Below are 17,683 nucleotides of genomic sequence, written 5' to 3' on the forward strand. Positions count from 1 at the left end.
GGCAACGTGTTTTCGGGGGCCGGCGGATCTGCGGATCACGTACTCACCGGGACGCCATTGCCATCTCCGTCGACATCCCCAGGTCGTTCAGGGGCGCGCGGACGCACGGACGCGCAGGTGGTCGACCTCGTACGACATGGCCGTCACGTCCGCCTCCGGCGCCGGGTGGTATCTGCCGCCGCACACCGAGAGGTTCACGATCACGTAGGCGTGCCAGTTGCGGCCCACGCCCTTCCCGTCGGCGAAGGCCCGGGTGCCGTTGACCCACCAGATAACGGATCTCGCACGGAACTCGACCTTCAGATCCACCCAGGCGCCGGGATGGATCGACGCGTCGGTGTAGGAGCGGTGGGCGCCCCTGACATGGTTCGACAATTCCAGCAGATGCGGATTGTCGGGATGGTATTCGAATACGTCGATCTCGTTTCCGCCGTCCCGCCACGTCCAGATCGCCGGCCAGGCCCCGATCGCCTCGGGCAGCCGGACCCGGGTCTCCAGAATGTCGCCGGTACGGAGGGTGAATTCCTCCGCACTGCCTTCGGTGGTCAGCAGTCCGGTGTTCCAGTTGCCGTCGGACCGGCGGGTCGCCCGGAACGATCCGCTGCGGCAGTAGTCGGCATCGGTCACGAGGTGATCGAGTTTGTCGTCCCCCGGATTCACCGGCCCGCCGTCCGGATACGCCCATGAATGCCCGGCGACCCACTGCTCCTGCGAGGTGAAGTCCGCCGTGAACCGGAGGTTCTCCTCCGTGGAGCGCGTGTTCCCCTCCATCGGCGGCGGTCCGCCGGGTGCGGGAACGGAATGCTTGGGCCCGAGTTTGTTGGTGAGCCATTCCAGGAGCACCGATCCTCGTTGGTTCACGTTGCCCCTCCTCTCGAAATCGAAACGCGAACTCGAAACTCGAAAACGGAGGCCGTCATCAGGCCCCGGTTGATGCATACGGTGACAGAACAGGGCGGACGGGAAAGAGGATCGGGCTTTCAACTCGGCTTCATGCTAGGGGAATCATTCCCCGGCGCGCCCGGAACGACGCGCGGCACCACCCGTACGATACGACCTGCGTCGGCGCTGAATACGAACAGCGCTCGAAGGGCGCGACCTCTCAGGGGGTTCACGTCGCCTGGTCCTCACGGGCCACCGGGCGCACCATGACAGAGGCCGAGTCCGCCGAACGGAAAGAGATGCCCGCGTCATGACGCAGAATCCAGTCCCCGCCGTCGAGTCGGAAACGTTCGAGGAGTTCACCGTCCCCGTCGAGGGAGGGGAGCTCGCCGTACTGCGCTGGCCGGCGGTCGTGCCGGACGCGCCGGTGGTGCTGGCGCTGCACGGGATCACCGGCAACGCCCTGTCCTGGGCGCGGGTGGCCCATCATCTGGCGGGCCGCGTCACCCTGCTCGCCCCCGATCTGCGCGGGCGGGCGGGCAGCGCCGCGGTGCCGGGACCGTACGGGATCGCCCGCCACGCCGATGACGCGGCGGCTCTGATGGCGGCGGTCGGTGCGCGGCGCGTGGTGCTGGCCGGACACTCCATGGGCGCCTTCGTGGCGGCCGTGGCCGCGGTACGCCACCCGGACCGGTTCCCCTCCCTGCTGCTGGTGGACGGCGCGGTCGGCTTCCCGGCACCGCTGGAGCTGGAACCCGACGAGCTGATCGCGGCTGTCATCGGACCGGCCATGAGCCGGCTGTCGATGGCCTTCCCGGACCGCGCCACCTACCGGTCCTTCTGGCAGGCGCATCCGGCGTTCGGCTCCCCCTGGGAGCCCTGGGTGGACGCCTATCTCCAGCGCGACCTGGTCGGGCAGGAGCCGGAACTGCGGTCCTCCTGCCGGATCGAGGCGGTGCGCACCGACGGTGTCGACCTGTTCTCCGAGGACGTCCTGGCCGCCGTCCACCATCTGCCCGGCCGTGCCCGGCTGTTGTGGGCGGAGCGCGGTCTGATGGACGAGCCGCAGGGGCTGTACGACGAGGAGCGGCTGGCCGCGGCCGGCCTGGACCACCCGAACGTCACCCCGCTGAAGCTGGCGGCCACCAACCACTACACCATCCTCATCGGCGACGAAGGCGCCCGGGCGGTGGCCCAGCACCTGGTGGAACTGGCGGGTTCGTCCTGACCGCACCCCTCGTCCACGGGTGAGGATCGTGCGGGCGGACCGCAGGCCGGGCGGTTCAGAACAGGCCGGCCAGCCGCTTGCCGACCGCCCACGCCTCCTCGACCGTGCAGGCCGCCAGGTCGGGGTCGCGTGCGGTGGCCTCCTTCGCGAGCGCCGGCGACGCGTAGAAGTTGACGCGGTCGCAGAAGACCTCGCGGATGTCCCCTCCGGTGGCGGGCGCGAGCGTCACGGCGGCCTCCGCGGGGACGACGTCGCGCACCCCGTCAGGCGTGACCGTCAGGGTGACGGCACCGCCGCCGGCCTGACAGCGGGAGGCGACGGCGCTCCGCTCCTCCTTGAGGACCAGCGGGAACATCAGCACGTCCATGGCACACCAGCCGTGCACGAGGCGCCCCTGGAGTTCCATGGTGTGCGGCCGGCCCGCGTCGAGGGAGACGCCGGCGCCGACGATGAGGCCGCGGTCGTCGGTCTCGAGAGCGAAGTTCATCTCGCGAAAGCGCTCGATCACCCGCTCGGAGGGCCAGCCGAGCAGTTCCCCGGCCGTCTCCGGGCCGAGCGGCCCGTATCGCAGCAGGCCGTTCACCACCACCGCTCCGGCGGTGGTGGTCTCCACCCCCTGGGCCGAGGTCCACTTGGCGACCAGTTGATCGGAGAGGTCCTGCGCCCGCGCGTCCATACCGGTCTCCTGGGTCTCCGAGTGGGTACGCGGCCAGGTCGGCGTCCGCTGGGACTCCTCCCCGGTCACGGCTCCAGGATCACGCCGCCTCCGTCATCCGGCACGCCGACGCGCACCGGACCGACGACGGGCGGAACGTGGCCGCCGGTGGTATCCAGTCCACTGTGGAAGAACAACGTGATGTGAACGGCCCGGTCCAGATGTCCCGGCAGCCGCGGCTGCTGTCGACCTACTGCGGCAACTGCTCGTGCTGCGGAGATGGTGCCTGCGTCAGAGGTCCGGACAACGGCTGCCCGGTGAATCTGGAGAGCGTGACGTCCTGCCCCTGTCTGACGGAGTGACCCGTACGGCCCAGCGGCCGGATCCGGTCCTGCTGCTCAGCCGCGCAGCGGGAACGTCTCCGCGTCATGCCAGTGGGCGCCGTCCCAGACCACGAGCTGCACCGCGGCGACGCGGGTCGTGAAGGGAAGCCCGGCCGTCAGAGCGCTCTCGATCGTGTCGAACACGCCCGGATCCGGGCTGTAGGCGACGGTCAGATGGGGTGCCGCGTCGGAGTACCGGCCGCCGTACGGCTGTGCCTCCGGCCAGCGGTCGACGACGCCACGGGTGAGCGTCCGGAGGGGGCCGTCCGGTTCGGGGACGAGATGGAGCATCGCGGGAAAGCGTCCGCAGTGGCGGAAGCTCAGCTCGAACGGGGCGTGAGCGCCCAGCGACTCCCGCAGGGCCTCGATGGCGGGAGCATCGATCCGCGCGTGGTCCAGGAACGGGTAGAGCACCGACACATGCGCCGGGACCCCGGTCGCCGCGGCGGGGTCGAACCGCCGTCGCCACTCCCCCACCAGGGATTCCGCCTCCGGCACCTTGATGACCAACGCCGTTCGGCCCGCCGGATGCCGCGCACTGCCCTCTGACGCCATGCTCCGGTCCCGTCGATCGTCCTGCCGTCACTGCCACCGTCACGGCGGTCACGGCCGTCACTGCCCAGGAGGCTATCGCAGCCGCCGCCAACGGTTCCCCGGCGGCGGCTCGTTGGGGGCGGCTCGTTGGCGAACGGCTCGGACCTCGCGCACTATTGGTCCAGACCTTGACAGGTCCAGACCAATCGGGTTGAGTGCAGGGCTATCCCCACTCGATCCCCCACTAGGAGTGGCCCCGTGTCAAGAAAACGGATCATGGCGTTCCTCACCGCTCTGATCGTCGCGGTCGGACTGGCGGTCCTCGTACCGCTGGCCTCCACCGCTTCCGCCGCGCAGTGTACGACCGCGTGGAACGCCTCCACGGTGTACACCGGCGGCCTGTCCGCGTCCTACAACGGTCACAACTGGTCCGCGAAGTGGTGGACCCAGAACGAGACCCCCGGCAACGCCGCGGTCTGGGCCGATCAGGGTGCCTGCGGCAGTACGGGTGGCTCCGGCGGCACCACCGGCGGCACCGGATCGTGCGACTACCCCGCGTGGGTCGCGGGCCGGGCCTACGTCACCGGTGACGTCGTCAAGTACACCGACGGCAACGCGTACCGGGCCGAGCACGACAATCCCGGCTACGACCCGGTCATCAGCACCTGGTACTGGGAGCCGTACACCTGCGGCGGATCGCCGACCACACCGCCCGGCCAGAGTGGCTTCCCGGTCAGCGAGTCCCAGTTCAACCAGATGTTCCCGAGCCGCAACTCGTTCTACTCCTACAGCGGCCTGACCGCGGCCCTCAGCGCCTACCCCGGCTTCGCCAACACCGGGAGCGACACCGTCAAGCGGCAGGAAGCCGCCGCGTTCCTGGCCAACGTCAACCACGAGACCGGCGGACTCGTCTACATCGTCGAGCAGAACACCGCCAACTACCCCCACTACTGCGACGCGAGCCAGTCCTACGGCTGCCCCGCCGGCCAGGCCGCGTACTACGGGCGCGGTCCGATCCAGCTGAGCTGGAACTTCAACTACAAGGCCGCGGGCGATGCACTCGGCATCGATCTGCTCCACAACCCCAACCTCGTCCAGAACGACTCGTCCGTCGCCTGGAAGACCGGCCTGTGGTACTGGAACACCCAGAGCGGTCCCGGCACCATGACCCCGCACAACGCCATGGTCAACGGTGCCGGCTTCGGCGAGACCATCCGCAGCATCAACGGAAGCATCGAATGCAACGGCGGCAACCCCGCCCAGGTGCAGAGCCGGATCGACGCCTACCAGCGCTTCGTCCAGATCCTCGGTGTCCCGGCCGGCAACAACCTGGGCTGCTGAGTCCCGCTTCTCCGGACGTCCGGACGGAACGGCTCACGGACACGGCGATCCGACCGCCGTGTCCGTGAGCCGTTCGTCAGTCGTCAGTTGTCAGTCATCAGTTGTCGGTGTCAGTTGTTCGGGCTCCGGGCTCCGGGCTCCGGTTGTCAGCAGGTGGGCAGGGAGTCGTCCCAGGCCGGCCCCTTGATGTAGATGTTGCTGATCCAGCCCTGCTGGTCCGCCAGCCGGCTCCAGCCGTCGTTGGTGTAGCCGTCGGCGGTGACGCTCTCGCTGTGCTTCTGGCACACCACGGTCACCTGGGTCGGCCCCGCCAGCGTGGTGACCACCCCCGACGCGGAGGTGGCGTCCTGGTGGACGCGCACGTTGGTGCCCCAGGTCGTACGGGTGTTGCCGTGGGTCTCGCCGCCCGGACTGCCAGGATCACCGTCGCAGGCCGGCACGCCGTCGAGCCAGGCGGCGCCCTTGACATAGATGTTGGAGATCCACGCCTGTCGGTCGGCGAGGTGGCTCCAGCCGTCGTTGGTGATGCCCTCGGCCGTCACCGACTGGCCGTGCACCTGGCAGTCGATCGTCACCGCGGTCGGGCCGGGGAGCAGGTCCGCCCGCTCACTGGTGGCCGTCGGAGCGGTGTGCAGGTAGACGTTGGTGCCCCACGTCATGTGATCGCCGCCCACCGCCCCGCCGCTGCCGCCTCCACAGGTGGGGACGTCGACCAGCCAGGCGGCGCCCTTGACGAAGATGTTCGACGCCCAGCCGTTGTAGTTGGGCAGGAAGCTCCACGCGTCGTTGGTGATGCCCGACGCCGTCACCGACTCGGCGTGCTTCTGGCAGGAGATGTCGATGTCCGTCGGGCCGGCCAGGGTGGTCACCAGCCGGCCGGCGGCCGAGGGGATCGCCCGGATGTTGACATTGGTGCCCCAGGTGGAGTGGGCACCAGCTCCCGGCGGCGAACCGTCACAGGCCGGGATGTTGGGGAGCCACGCCGGTCCGCGGACATAGATGTTGGAGACCCAGCTGCCACCGATGTCCGGCAGATGCGACCAGACGTCATTGGTGTAGCCCTCGGCCGTGACCGACTGGGCGTGCTTCTGGCAGTCGATACGGATCGCCGTCGGACCGCTGAGCGTCGTGTACACCGGCCCCGACGTCGACGGTGTGGTGTGCGTGCGGACGTCCGTGCCCCAGGTGGAGTTGGGACCGCCGACGCCCCCGCCGCCCCCGCTGCCGGAGCCCGACGGGCGGACCGCGCCCATGTAGTCGTGGTGGTTGGACATGGGTGACACCCGGATCTTCTCGTTGGACTGCGGGGCCTCGGCGATCAGCCCGGTGCCCAGATAGACCGCGGTGTGATGGATGCTCGCGGAGGTGCCGAAGTAGACGATGTCCCCGGCCCGCAGCACGCTCTCACCCATCGGCGGACCGAACCGCACCGACCACGGCGCCCGGTAGGCCGAGTCCGCCGTGCGGTCACCGATGATGTCGTACCCGGCGGCCTTGTAGTAGGCGAAGCGGACGTAGCCGGAGCAGTCGAAGCCCTTGCGGAACGGGTCGTTGGCACTGCGCACGGGGTCGGACCGGTCGACCGAGCCGAACGTCGCCTGCGGTGGCGAGACGCTGTGTCCGCCGCCCCAGGTGTACCAGGTGTCCTGCGCGATGACGGAGCAGGCCGCCGCGATGGCGGCGGCGCCCATCGGGTCGGTGTCGGTGTGCGGTGCGCACGGGGTGTTGGGGTTGGGATCCGATCCGCCCGATGCGGCGAAGCTGACCGCGGTGGACACCGCCTTGGCCGCCATGCGGTTCGCCGTCGCGCCGTGGTCACCGGCGCCGTACTGGGTGTGTGCGGGAAGGCTGTACGCGAACTGCTGCACCAGGTCGTCCGTACTGGGCGGCCCGGGACGGTTGCAGACGTGGTCGTCGGTGCGGCACACGTCGAAGTACCGGCCGTCGCCGATGAATCCGGCGAAGGCTCCGGGAACGTTCAGCCGCCCCAGCAGGCCGCCGTCGGCGACGGCGGACGTGCCCGTGCTGAAGTCCGGGTTGATGGTGAGCATCGCACCGGCCTGCGCCATGCCGATCTGGCCGTTGTTGCGGCTCGGGTCGGCGACGGTGAGCACGGCGCCGATGGTGTCCGCGTGGGACTGCACGACGGGCAGCTGCAGTGCCGACTTCACGACGTGCGCGCCCATCGAGTAGCCCAGCAGGATCAGATGGGGATGGTTGGCGCACCCCGCGTAGAAGTTGACCTCGCCGGCCAGCCGGTCACGGCCGATGCCCAGACCCGTCCAGTAGTCCGGCAGGCCGCCGGGCAACGGGCGGGAGATCAGTGACGCCGGGTACTTGAGGTTGCGGACCTTGATCGCCTGGTCCTGGACGCCCTTGTCGTGCAGGGACTGCACGATCCCTGCGATGAACCAGCTGTTGACGCCGCTGGAACCCCATTCCATCCCGGCGCCCTGGTGTGTGGTGTCCTCCTCGGTGCCGTACGCCGAGATCACCACCCAACTGGGCCCGCAGACCGGGTCCCCCGGATCAGGATTCGGATAGTCGGCGCGGGCGTCCGGGGCCGCGCCGAGCGTCGTGGCCGCCACCATCGCCAGCAGGACGGAGAGGAGCAGAAGCCACCGTGGCAGCCTCGACCTGGTAGTCACATTCACTGTACGAGAGCCCTTTCATGCACTGCCGTTTCCTGCGCTGCCGCGGCATCGGCCGAAGGGGACACGGAGAGCGTCACCGCGGAGGCCGTTGTCGGTGCACCATCAAGGTGCAGGTGCGGGGACAGCATGCGGCGGGGCGGCCGGACGGGCAATCATTTCGAGCACAGGCTAAACGGGCCCCGCGGGAGCGGACTGTCGACCAGGCCCGGCGTACCCCCGCCGAGCAGCCGGAGGCCCAGCGGGGTCGCCGTGTGCAGAACGTACTTGCCGTCACGGCGGCTGGCCACGAGCCCGCCGTCCCGCAGCACCCCGATCTGATAGCTGACGCTGGGCAGGGTGACGCCGACGGCCTCGGCGACCTCCGAGGTGGTCCGGGCGTTCCGGTTGGCCACCTCGGCCAGTACCGCGGCCCGGGTCCTGCCCAGCAGGCGCACCAGTCCCTGTTCCGTCGCGCCCTCGCCGTCGAGCGGCACCTTCGCCACCGGATAGACGAGCACCGGAGTCAGGCCCGGGTCCGCGAGCGCGGTCGGACGCCCCCAGCAGAAGTACGAGGGCACCAGCAGCAGCCCGCGCCCCGCCAGGTGCAGGTCACGGTCGACCGGGTAATCCACTTCCAGCGTCGGGGAGTTCCACCGCGCCAGCGGGCGCAGTCCTTCCAGCAGCGCCTGGGTGCCGCCGCCCAGCAGCGTGCTCGCCCGCCGGCCGATATCGTTGTCAATCGCGGTCCGGATGCGCGGCCAGAAGGGCTGCAGCAGCGCCCGGTGGTAGGTGGCGAGCGCTTTGGTGAGCGGGACGAGCCCCTTGTCCCCCGGCCGGCCCAGCGTCGTGGCCCAGGCCGGGACCGGCCGGGACTCGGCAAGCCGTGTCAATTCACGGGTCAGTTGTCCCCGGGGAGTACCGCGCACCTGGTCGATGCCGGCGAACAGTTCGCCGCCGGTATTGCTCGGTGTGAGAAAGTCCGGAATGTAACCAGAAGCGGGGATCAATAGCCGCAGCAGATGCAGCGCCCCCTTCACAACGGGATCTCTGCGCAGCCGGTCATATGCCGTACCGCGCCATTGGCCGAAATCAAGCGGCCCCTGTCTGGTCTGCAGACGACAGACACTGCACACCAGTTCCCACAGCGGGTCGGGGTGCTGGGCAATACGAATGTTCTGCAGGTCGTGGGGGGTGAAGTGAACGCGGAGCATGCAGCCTCTTTCGCTCGCAGGCCCAATGCGGGGCGCGGCCGTACCGGTTCGGCGCGGCCATGGGTAAAGACCCGCACCGGCTCTCCAAGGTTGCCCCCTGCCCCGGCTTCGCGCGGGACAGGAGGCCGAACGCGTCAGGTCTCTCCTGCAATTCCTCTTTGTCGTTGCTCAAGGAGACTATTTAAGGAGTCCGAGACCCGCTGCCACCGAACTCACCCGGGAGAACGTGGAGTAGGCGGTATCCGGGGTGCAGTATTTGTTGCCGCTGCTCACCACACCGATGACGCGGCCACCGGCGATCAGCGGTCCCCCGGAGTCCCCGGGACAGATGCTCTCCGGCGCGGCACCACGGGGCAGTCCGCAGATCTTCACCGCCGAAGTGGAGGACCACGGGCCGCAGTCACTCATCGGAGCCAGCTTGAGCGTCGCCTCCTTCAGCCGGCGACCCGCGGCGGCCGTGTCACCGTTCGCCACGGCTGCCTCGGTTCCCGTCCGTCCCCAGCCCAGGACGGTGGCCGGGCGCCCGTAGCCGTAGAGGGCGGAGTCCGACGGCCGGGCCACCGGGATCGTCCTGTACGGCAGAGCCTTGTCGAGGGTGACGACCGCGGCGTCGTAGTCACCCGCGAAACCCTGGTAGTCCGGGTGGACCTTCACCTTCGCCCCGTGCCGGACCTGCCCTTGGCGGTGCCCAGATCGGTACGCCCGCCGATGAAGCGCAGGCCGGTCACATCCATGTCGTCGAAGCAGTGCGCCGCGCTGAGCACCTTGTCGGGAGCGATCAGTGCCCCGGTGCAGAGCTCCTGCAGGTCCGGAGTCTCGATCGCGATCAGGTAGGGGTACTTGTCGGTCGTGGCGGGCTTGCCGCCGAACACCGCCGAGGCCGAGCCGGACAGGGTGACGACGAGTCCCGCCGCGGCCATGCCGGCCATCGCGAGACGCACACAAGCCTTCATCGATCCTCCTGGAAGTGCTCCGACTACTGGATCACTGAGACGAGGCCGCGGGACGCCTGGTTGCACCCCGGCCGGACAGCGGCGTCAGCGGCTCGTCCGGGCCGCCCTCACCGGTGTGGCCGGCCGGTCACGCGCCCGCCGTGCTCACGGCCCGTCCCCGTACTACGGGTGGTACAGCGCGCGAGCCCGCTCGCCGTCGACGGGCCCGTCCGCAGGGATCCGCAGGAAGTACCGCAGCTGCCAGGCCTGAGCGGCGCGGGCCTGGCGGTTCACCGCTGCGACCCAGGGCGGGTACACGCGGAAGGCCCGTTTCCCGCCGATGCCGTTCCTGGACACCACGTCCCGTTCGCAGAGCACCTCCCGTGGGAACACGAACTGCCCGAAGTGCTGATCCTCGCGCGAACTGACCACGAAGAGGTCGACGGGGTCCGTGGAGTCGAACGGCTGAATGGGCCCCTCCGGGGACCGCTTCCACACGGTGACGAACTGCCCGATCTTCGTCGGGGTCGTCCTGGCCGCCCGGAACCTGACGGAGGCGCCGTCCAGGGTGAACTCGTGCGCACCGTAATCGGCGCTCTCCGCCTCGGGGACCGGCCGGGAGCAGACGAAGCCGTTGACGTCGTACACCCGTTCCTTCGCCGCGCGCAGATCGCTGTGGACCGGCCCGGCGGTCGAGGTCCACGGCTCGAAGGCGGTGCTCATCCCAGGATCGGTGCTCATCCCCGATCTCCGGTTTCGGCGTCGTCGGCGGTGGGCCGGCCGGCCGGCGGTTCCAGAGTGCGCATGGACGTCTCCATCGTGGGATCGGGTGCGTCTTCGAACCTAGCCGAGGGCACTGACAGTGGGACCGGACGGCAGACCGGAGCCTCGGGTACCGGCCTGCGAACGACGGTTCCCGGCCCTCCGCAGAGACCCCTTTCCGGCAAAGTACAAGGTCCAGACCCCCTTCCCCTGTCGGCCGGCCGCGGGATACCCCTCAGGGACACCCGGCCGCACCTCGGCCGCACCACTGGAGGGAGTCGCATCATGGACGACGGACGGACGTCATCTCCGGCGCGAGCGGGGGGAACCGGCCCGGACGCCGAGCGGGCCGCGGCGAACGGCGGTTGGTATGTGGACGACCGCTGTACGAACTGCGATGTCGCCCGCCAGCTCGCGCCGGGACTGATCGGCGAGGTCGGCCGTCGCTCGGAGCTGCTGCGGCAGCCCCGCGACGCGGCGGAGCTCCGCCTGCTGCACACCGCCGCCTTCGCCTGCCACACCCGGTCGATCCGCCACCCGTCCGGCGCCCTGGACCCGGCGGCCGACCCCTTCCCGCTGCGTCTGACCGACGACGTCCAGCTGTGCGGGCACAACTCCTCGCACACCGCGGGCGCCAACGCGTATCTCTTACTCCGCCCGTCCGGGCAGCTGATGATGGTCGACACCCCGCGCTGGAACAGCGGACTGGCCGCGCGGTACGAGGCGCTGGGCCCCGTCACCGACGTACTGCTCACCCACCGCGACCACGCGGCCCACGGCCGGCGGTACGCCGACCGGTTCGGCGCCCGGCTGTGGATCCATGAGGGCGACCTCGACGCCTCCCCGGACGCCGATCACGTCATCCGGGGCACGGACCCCGTCGAGATCGCCGAAGGGGTGACCGCGTATCCGCTGCCCGGTCACACCCTGGGGAGCGTGCTGTACCTGGCGGACGAGCGGTACTGCTTCAGCGGCGACAGCTTCTACTGGTCCCGCACCACGGCGGATCTCGAAGTCGCCGAGAGCGTCACCTGGTACTCCATCGAGGCGCTGGCCGCCTCACTGGCCCGCACCGCCGGCCGGCTGCGCTTCGAATGGGTCCTGCCGGGACACGGAGACCGCAAACAGCTCCCCGCCGAGGAGATGGCCCGGCGGCTGCGCGATCTGACCACCCGTACCCAGGCCCTGCGGCCCCGGCCCGTCGACTTCTCCGTCTTCCGCTGGTGAGTGCCGGACGGCGCCGTCATGGTCGGGGTGTCCGGAGTCACCGTCGGCGTATACCGAAAATTTAGCGGCTTGTCAGTGCCGCCTGACAGGATCAGTGTGCTCGGTCCACGAGCGCTACGGGGGATGTACGGGGGATGGGGACAGCATGACGGAATTCCTATGGCCACGGGGGGCGGACGCGGAGGACACCGCCGCGTTCGAGGCCTGGCTCGACGCGCGGGGATGGGAGATCGACCCGACCATGTTCATGGCCGGTGTCGGGGGTCCGGCGGTCCAGGTGCGCCGTATCGGCGAGACGTGGCAGGACGGGGACGACGGGATGCTGATCCTGCCCGGCGAGTCCGTCACGTTCGACGCCTGGCGGATGAGCGTCATACGGACGACCGGTAGGGGAATGCTCTGCCGCAGCTCGTAAGCCGTGTCGCCCGGCCGTCGCGGGGGACGCGCGGCCGGGCGGATCGGTGTGTTGGGCAGGTCGTCCTCGCCCGGCTCCTCGGCGGCGAGCTGCCGGTCATCCCCATCATCGGCGCCAGTTCCACCGCCCGTCTCGACCAGGCGTGAGACCCCGTCACACGATGGCGCCGCTCCTGCAGTTGGGACCGCAGGAGCCACCGTGGGACCGAAGGAAGGCTTGTGCCGGTCAAAGGGAAAGGACGCGCCGGAAAAGAGCTCTCTCGGAATCGGAGGGGTGCGTGACGGGAACTCCATCGACCTCGGCCCAGGCATGGAACCGATAGGGATCGTCGACCGTGCCGATGCACCAATCGAGCCGCCGCCCCAGCAGTGCCATCGTCACCACGGCGCTCAGGGAGAGTTCGAGGCAGGCGGCCCGTCCGGGGAATCGGCGTGCCACGGCCTCGGCCGCGATCACCGCCCACAGCGCCTGCTCCTGCGTGGCGGCCGCACGGCACCATCGCTGCCGGGCCCCGACCAACGCGACGGTGAGCCGGAACGGGAGCCGTAGCAGCAGCAGCGCGATGGCGAACGCCAGCTGGGGAAGCCCCCGATGGGATCGCGACCGTGGTGCCGTCCGTGCGGCCGGGATCTTCTCGGCCGGCTCCCCCGGGCTCCGCCGCTCCCCCGGCTGCCCGGACACCACCAGCCCGCGCGCGGCCAACCCGGCGGCCAGCTCTTGCGCGTCCGACCGGACTTGGGTGCGCTGCTCCCGTGGGTAGCGGTGTGCCATGGCGTCGACGGCGGAATCGAAGTCGCCGGTACGCTGCCACTCCTGCCAGAGCGTGTGCGCGGTGGAGTTCAGGGCGTACCACTGCCCCGAGTGTGCGTTCAGCAGAACGCTGCCGCCGTGCGGGGCGACGCTGTCATGAATGTGCTCGGGGATGTACAGGTCCGGCATGGGTGCCCTCTCCTCAGGAAGGTGGGTCGGTCCGCGGGGGGCGTCAGTCCAGACCGCGGAGCCACAGTTCGGCACTCAGCAGCCGGTTCAGCGCAGCCAGTGGAGCCCGGATCCCCATCAGCACCCGGTCGAGCGAGCCGACGACGGCCCGGGGGTCGATGATCCCGAGGTCCGCCAGTCGCGAGCCGGTGAGCACTGATCTGATCTCCTGCGCGTGCAGCCGTGCGCCCTGGTAGTCCTCAGCCGTGTAGTTCCCCTTGCCGCGCCTCGTCAGCACGGGTTCCGGCACCAGACCGGCCAGCGCGGCTCCGAGCAGTGGTTTCACGGTGCGGGGGTCGGCCCGGCGGTACGACGGCAGTCCCGTACACGCCCTGACCACGTCGTTGTCGAGGAACGGGGCCTGCGGCCACACAGCGAACCCACGTGCTGTTTCCGACAGTTGGTGCTGGACGGTCGCCGCGATACGGAGTTCGGTGAGGGCCGTCCGGTCGCCCACGCCGAGGCCCGGTGTCACCGTCCCGGTCCGTGCGCGGCTTCTGGCCAGCCCGGCCAGCTCGCCTCGCATGGCCCCGGTCAGCCAGCCGGCCTCGGATCCCGGGTCCGGCCACCACGCGATGGTGTCCAGCCACTGCGGGATGCTCTCCGACGGCCGTTCCAGGCGGTCGGCCAGCCGTTCCAGCGCTTCGGCCGGGGAAGTTCGTGACAGGCGCAGCGCGCGGGCGGCCACGGCCGTGGGCGCTTCGCGGCGGGCTCGCGCCACCTCGCGGCAGTGCCGCAGGAAGGTGCGCGGTCCGCCCTGGCGTGCGAGGTCGGCCAGATGGCCGGCGGCCGGTACGAGGAGGGCGTCGCCGCCCTCGCCACCGAGGTGGACCGTGCTGCCCCCTGCGGCGATGCCCGCGAGCCGGAGTCGTAGCCGGGCGCCATGCACTGCGGCTGCCTCCGGCTCGCCGGCTCCGCGCACCTGATCCAGTCCGTGGTACGTGAGGGTCTTTCGGGAGCCGGGAAGGACGGTCAGCTCCAGCCGCCCGTCGAGCCGGGCGAACCGCTGGGCGTACTCCAGGTCCCCTGAGGGAGCGTCCGGGTGGTGGTAGACGAAGACGGGGAGCGGCGCCGGCGTCCGGTGTGCGGCGAGGAAGGCGAGGGAGGTGGAGTCCAGACCGCCGCTGAAATCCGCGGTGAGCCGTTCCCCCAGGTCCACGCGTGCGCCGACCGCGGCCGTCAGCGCTGTCCTCAGCGCTTCGGCGCTGTCCGCGAGCGACGCGTGGCGGTCCGGGATCAGGGGCTCGTACGTCCACGTCTCCGGGTGTCCTGCGGCGTCGATCCGCAGCGCCTGGCCACCACCGAGCCGGTGTACACCGTCGAGGACGGACCGCTCCCCGAGCAGGGGTCCTGCGCTGGGGCACAGGATCTGGGCCGCCAGGGTGGCGCGGTCGGGCCGTACGGGAATGCCCGCCGCCGCTGCCGCGACGGCGGGTTGGGAGCCGAAGCCCACCCGCCCGGGTACGGGGCAGTAGTACAGGGGGAATTGGCCGGCCAGATCGGTGAACGCGAGGAGTTCGTCGTCCCGCGCCACGACGACGAGGTAGCTGCCGGGCCATCGGGTGAGGGCCTCCCAGCGGTCGCTCTCCACCGCCTGGACGAGTCCCGCCCTGAGCTGTCGGTCGTCGGCGAAACACTGCCCCATCGTGACGAGGCCCGCCCCCTGGCAGCTCACGACCCGTAACTCGCCCGATCGCCACGGGCCCCTGGACCACAGGGAGGACAGTCCCGGCCAGATCCTGCTCATCCCGTGCGCCGGGAACCCAGCCGGGAAGTCCGCCGGGAAGTGCCTCGGGTCGTTCGGCGCGGCGTGCGCGTCCGCTGATTCCGGGACGGGGGCGGGTACGGGGAATGTGCCGGCCACGTACGGCGCACACTGTGCGGGCAAACGGGTCAGCAGGGTCATCGCGCGTCCCGGGTCGGAATGTGCTGCGATGTCACCGGAGTCCTACCAATAATACTGTGAGTTGGCGTCCGCATTGCCGCTGGAGGAACTCCCCAGGGTCAGTTCCCGGACATGGCCGAGATCGGCGAGGAGCGGGGCCTCGTAGACCGCCGGCCCGTTGTCCTCCGCTGACCTCGGAGAACCCGGTCCGCACTGGACACAGAGATCATCGGAACACTCGTTCCGCGAAAGGAAAGACATCAGGTCTCCGCAATGGGTCGGCAGTCATCAGTCGCCGCGTGGCCCCGGACCGTTGGACGTCGGGGAACACCGTGCGGCAAGATGAAACTCTACCTGGACTGATGCATCATCAGTTGCCTGATTCCGCCAACGGTCCACGCGCGTTGTCGCACATCCAGTCGAGGAGTGCCACGTCAGGAACGGCGCCACCGTCCGTGCCGAATAGGACGGGAAACGGTTCGTATCGCGGGTCGATGACGCGGACTCAATTAATTGAACCGACCGGTTGCCGGATTTCCCGTTCCGACTTCAAATCGATCGCGCCCGTCAGCTCTCCTCGATCTCCTCGTCCGCGAGGATCGAGTCGAGCCCGAGGACGAGCGCGCCCAGCGCCTCGGCCCGCTGCTTCAGGGAGCTGAGCCGCAGTTCGAAGCCGGTCGACGGGTCCACGGCGCCCGACAGCGCGAACCGCTCCAGGGCCTCCCTGCAGGGCTTCAGGACCAGGTCCTTGGCCGCGGCGAGCTGCCCGCCGAGCACGATGACGTCCGGGTTGAAGAGGTTGCAGAGTTGCGCGAGCGCCCTGCCGAGCAGCCGGCCCGCGTCCTGCAGGGCGCGCACGCACACGGCGTCGTTCGCGTGCGCCTTCGCGATGAGCGCCGCGAGAGAGCCGGGCAGGTCCGCCGAGTTCCCCAACTGCGACTTCCTGACCTGGTCGATGAGGTACTCGGCGCCGATGATGGTCTCCAGGCAACCGCGCCCGCCGCACTTGCAGATCACCCCGTGCGGATCCATGGTCAGATGGCCGAGCTCGCCGGCGATACCGCTGCGGCCCCGCAGCAGGTTGCCGCCGACGATCAGGCCGGATCCGATCCCGGTCGACGCCTTCACATAGACGACGGTCTCCAGGTGTTCGCTCCCGCCGTAGGTCTGCTCCGCGAGAGCGCCGAGGTTGGCGTCATTGTCCATCACCACGCGGACCCCGAGCGCCCTGGCCAGCTCCTTCGCCGGGTCGCCGCCCTCGCTCCAGGGAGGCAGCACCGGGGCGGCGAACGTCCCGCTCCGGGGATCGATCATCCGGGGCACGGCGATGCCCACGGAGATGATGTCGTCGGACGTGCGGCCCGTCTCGGCCACCGCCTGCTCGATCATCCTCTTGACGAGCGGAATCACGTGCGCGAGGCCGCGGTTGGCCCCGTCGGTGCTCTGCTGCACCTTGACCCGGTCGTACTGCTCGTCGACCCGCCGGGCGATCACGGTGACGTGGTTGAAGCCCAGGTCGACGCCCACGGCCACATTGGCCGCGCTCTGCAGACAGACCGGGACTCCGCGGCCGCCCTTTCCCTGGGCGGCCGAGTTGCGCTCCATCCGGACGATGCCGTCCTTCTCCAGATCGCGCACGGCGGTGGAGACCGTGGCCTGTGACAGGAGCGTGCGACGCACGATACCCGCCTGCGTATCGGGTTTGATCATGATGGCGAGGATGATCCGCTTGCGGTTGCTGTCGCGGTGACTCACGGCGGGACGGAGGTGCGCACGTAAGTCAAGCATGAAGTCCCCCGACGACCAGCAGTGATGATTACAACGAAGTTGAAGGCAATAATAATGTCAGGTGTATCTTCAATTCAATTGATTCACCACATCGGATCCAAGTGTTCCAAAATATCGAACATGTACACCCGGAAGTCGATCAGCATCTTCCGATCTTGGCCGTAAACCGATCCTCCTTACGGGCGTTCCGGCGGTCCTCCAGCGGAACTCGAGGGGTGGCCCGGCGCTTCCCGAGACGCATTCCAGTGCCGCGCGAGTCACCGGTGACAGACTTGGACGGCCCGCCTCGCGCGGTCATCCCGCGAGTCCCCCGGCCCCACACCCAAGGATCTCCGTGCTCGACATGAATGCCCTTCAGCGGGGCGATGTACTGCTCCAGGCCGCCGTCGCGGAAGCCGCTCTCGGCGAGACGGCCACGGCCCGCGGCAGGGTGGACCTGCTGCTCGAACTCGACGACGACACCCTGTTCACCCTGACCAAGGTCGCGGTGACCTTCCTCATGCGGATCCATCGGGCCGAGGGCCGAGAATGGACCGCGCTCCCGGACGCCGGGGCCGGCCGGAACGAACCCTCCGCCGCCCGGAGTTACACCATCGGGCTGCTCAACGCCTGGTCCGCCCGTGAGGGCAACACCGTCACGTCGCTCTTCGCCACCGCCTCCGCCGATCCGCGACGCCGCGAGGAGATCCTCCGCGATCCGTTCGACTTGGCGATCGAGCGGGCACTGGAACTGGCCACCAAGCACGTCGGCCCGCACACCCTCGTCCGGCAGTTGTGCAAGTCGATCGCGCGCGAAGACCGCTCGATGGCCCAAGACTGGCCCTGAGCC

General features: G+C 69.7%; 17 protein-coding genes. 5 read left to right on the forward strand and 12 right to left on the reverse strand.

The features are described from left to right. Positions 1-87: 87 nt before the first annotated feature. Positions 88-771: a family 16 glycosylhydrolase gene (locus tag LNW72_RS04275; protein WP_250980015.1), complete on the reverse strand. Its 684-nt coding sequence runs from the start codon at positions 769-771 to the stop codon at positions 88-90. Between the two features lie 421 nt (positions 772-1,192). Between LNW72_RS04275 and LNW72_RS04280 the strand changes: the two genes are divergently transcribed. After that, positions 1,193-2,110, forward strand: coding sequence for an alpha/beta fold hydrolase (locus tag LNW72_RS04280; protein ID WP_250974111.1), 918 nt, complete (start codon positions 1,193-1,195; stop codon positions 2,108-2,110). Positions 2,111-2,165: 55 nt separating this feature from the next. On the opposite strand, the gene merB is transcribed toward LNW72_RS04280, so the two are convergent. Together merB and LNW72_RS04290 are read right to left on the reverse strand one after the other, a co-directional pair. After that, complete coding sequence (gene merB, locus LNW72_RS41550; protein ID WP_250974112.1) at positions 2,166-2,855, reverse strand: organomercurial lyase; 690 nt, start codon at positions 2,853-2,855, stop codon at positions 2,166-2,168. Positions 2,856-3,163: 308 nt separating this feature from the next. Beyond that, entirely contained in the window at positions 3,164-3,703 is a 540-nt protein-coding gene (locus tag LNW72_RS04290) for a 2'-5' RNA ligase family protein (RefSeq protein ID WP_250974113.1), read from the reverse strand. Between the two features lie 255 nt (positions 3,704-3,958). Here LNW72_RS04290 and LNW72_RS04295 point away from each other — a divergent pair, with 255 nt between their 5' ends. Next, positions 3,959-5,023 (forward strand): glycoside hydrolase family 19 protein, encoded by a 1,065-nt coding sequence (locus LNW72_RS04295; RefSeq protein ID WP_250980016.1) that lies wholly within the window; start codon positions 3,959-3,961, stop codon positions 5,021-5,023. Positions 5,024-5,169: 146 nt separating this feature from the next. Here the strand turns inward: LNW72_RS04295 and LNW72_RS41555 are convergent, their stop codons facing one another. The 5 genes from LNW72_RS41555 to LNW72_RS04320 all read right to left on the reverse strand — a co-directional run bounded on the left by LNW72_RS41555 (position 5,170) and on the right by LNW72_RS04320 (position 10,540). Further along, the gene (locus LNW72_RS41555; RefSeq protein ID WP_250974114.1) at positions 5,170-7,671 is read right to left on the reverse strand and encodes an NlpC/P60 family protein; all 2,502 of its coding nucleotides are present in this window, start codon (positions 7,669-7,671) and stop codon (positions 5,170-5,172) included. Between the two features lie 158 nt (positions 7,672-7,829). Beyond that, the gene (locus LNW72_RS04305) at positions 7,830-8,867 is read right to left on the reverse strand and encodes a helix-turn-helix transcriptional regulator (RefSeq protein ID WP_250974115.1); all 1,038 of its coding nucleotides are present in this window, start codon (positions 8,865-8,867) and stop codon (positions 7,830-7,832) included. 177 nt (positions 8,868-9,044) lie between these two features. Further along, positions 9,045-9,521: a trypsin-like serine protease gene (locus LNW72_RS04310; protein ID WP_250974116.1), complete on the reverse strand. Its 477-nt coding sequence runs from the start codon at positions 9,519-9,521 to the stop codon at positions 9,045-9,047. Beyond that, the gene (locus tag LNW72_RS04315; protein ID WP_250974117.1) at positions 9,518-9,820 is read right to left on the reverse strand and encodes a trypsin-like serine protease; all 303 of its coding nucleotides are present in this window, start codon (positions 9,818-9,820) and stop codon (positions 9,518-9,520) included. Before LNW72_RS04315 ends, LNW72_RS04310 begins: the two co-directional genes overlap by 4 nt. A gap of 162 nt (positions 9,821-9,982) precedes the next feature. Beyond that, positions 9,983-10,540, reverse strand: a complete 558-nt coding sequence (locus LNW72_RS04320; RefSeq protein WP_250974118.1) for a MepB family protein — start codon at positions 10,538-10,540, stop codon at positions 9,983-9,985. Positions 10,541-10,846: 306 nt separating this feature from the next. On the opposite strand from LNW72_RS04320, the gene LNW72_RS04325 reads away from it, so the two are divergent. Beyond that, entirely contained in the window at positions 10,847-11,788 is a 942-nt protein-coding gene (locus tag LNW72_RS04325; protein WP_250974119.1) for an MBL fold metallo-hydrolase, read from the forward strand. A 145-nt stretch (positions 11,789-11,933) separates the two neighbouring features. Further along, a complete protein-coding gene (locus LNW72_RS04330) occupies positions 11,934-12,203 on the forward strand; it encodes a hypothetical protein (RefSeq protein ID WP_250974120.1) in 270 nt (89 codons plus the stop codon). 225 nt (positions 12,204-12,428) lie between these two features. On the opposite strand, the gene LNW72_RS04335 is transcribed toward LNW72_RS04330, so the two are convergent. From LNW72_RS04335 to LNW72_RS04345, 4 genes are all read right to left on the reverse strand, one after another. Then, positions 12,429-13,142 carry a lasso peptide biosynthesis B2 protein gene (locus LNW72_RS04335; protein WP_250974121.1) on the reverse strand — a complete coding sequence of 238 codons (714 nt, stop codon included), beginning with the start codon at positions 13,140-13,142 and terminating at the stop codon, positions 12,429-12,431. 43 nt (positions 13,143-13,185) lie between these two features. Further along, entirely contained in the window at positions 13,186-15,087 is a 1,902-nt protein-coding gene (locus LNW72_RS04340; protein ID WP_308401878.1) for an albusnodin/ikarugamycin family macrolactam cyclase, read from the reverse strand. A 42-nt stretch (positions 15,088-15,129) separates the two neighbouring features. Next, positions 15,130-15,327 carry a lasso RiPP family leader peptide-containing protein gene (locus tag LNW72_RS42035; protein WP_374117138.1) on the reverse strand — a complete coding sequence of 66 codons (198 nt, stop codon included), beginning with the start codon at positions 15,325-15,327 and terminating at the stop codon, positions 15,130-15,132. A 306-nt stretch (positions 15,328-15,633) separates the two neighbouring features. Then, positions 15,634-16,821, reverse strand: a complete 1,188-nt coding sequence (locus LNW72_RS04345) for an ROK family transcriptional regulator (RefSeq protein WP_250974123.1) — start codon at positions 16,819-16,821, stop codon at positions 15,634-15,636. A gap of 376 nt (positions 16,822-17,197) precedes the next feature. Here LNW72_RS04345 and LNW72_RS04350 point away from each other — a divergent pair, with 376 nt between their 5' ends. Continuing rightward, a complete protein-coding gene (locus LNW72_RS04350) occupies positions 17,198-17,680 on the forward strand; it encodes a hypothetical protein (protein ID WP_250974124.1) in 483 nt (160 codons plus the stop codon). The last annotated feature ends 3 nt before the right edge of the window (positions 17,681-17,683 follow it).

It is taken from the genome of Streptomyces sp. RKAG293, assembly GCF_023701745.1.
Classification (GTDB): Bacteria; Actinomycetota; Actinomycetes; order Streptomycetales; family Streptomycetaceae; genus Actinacidiphila.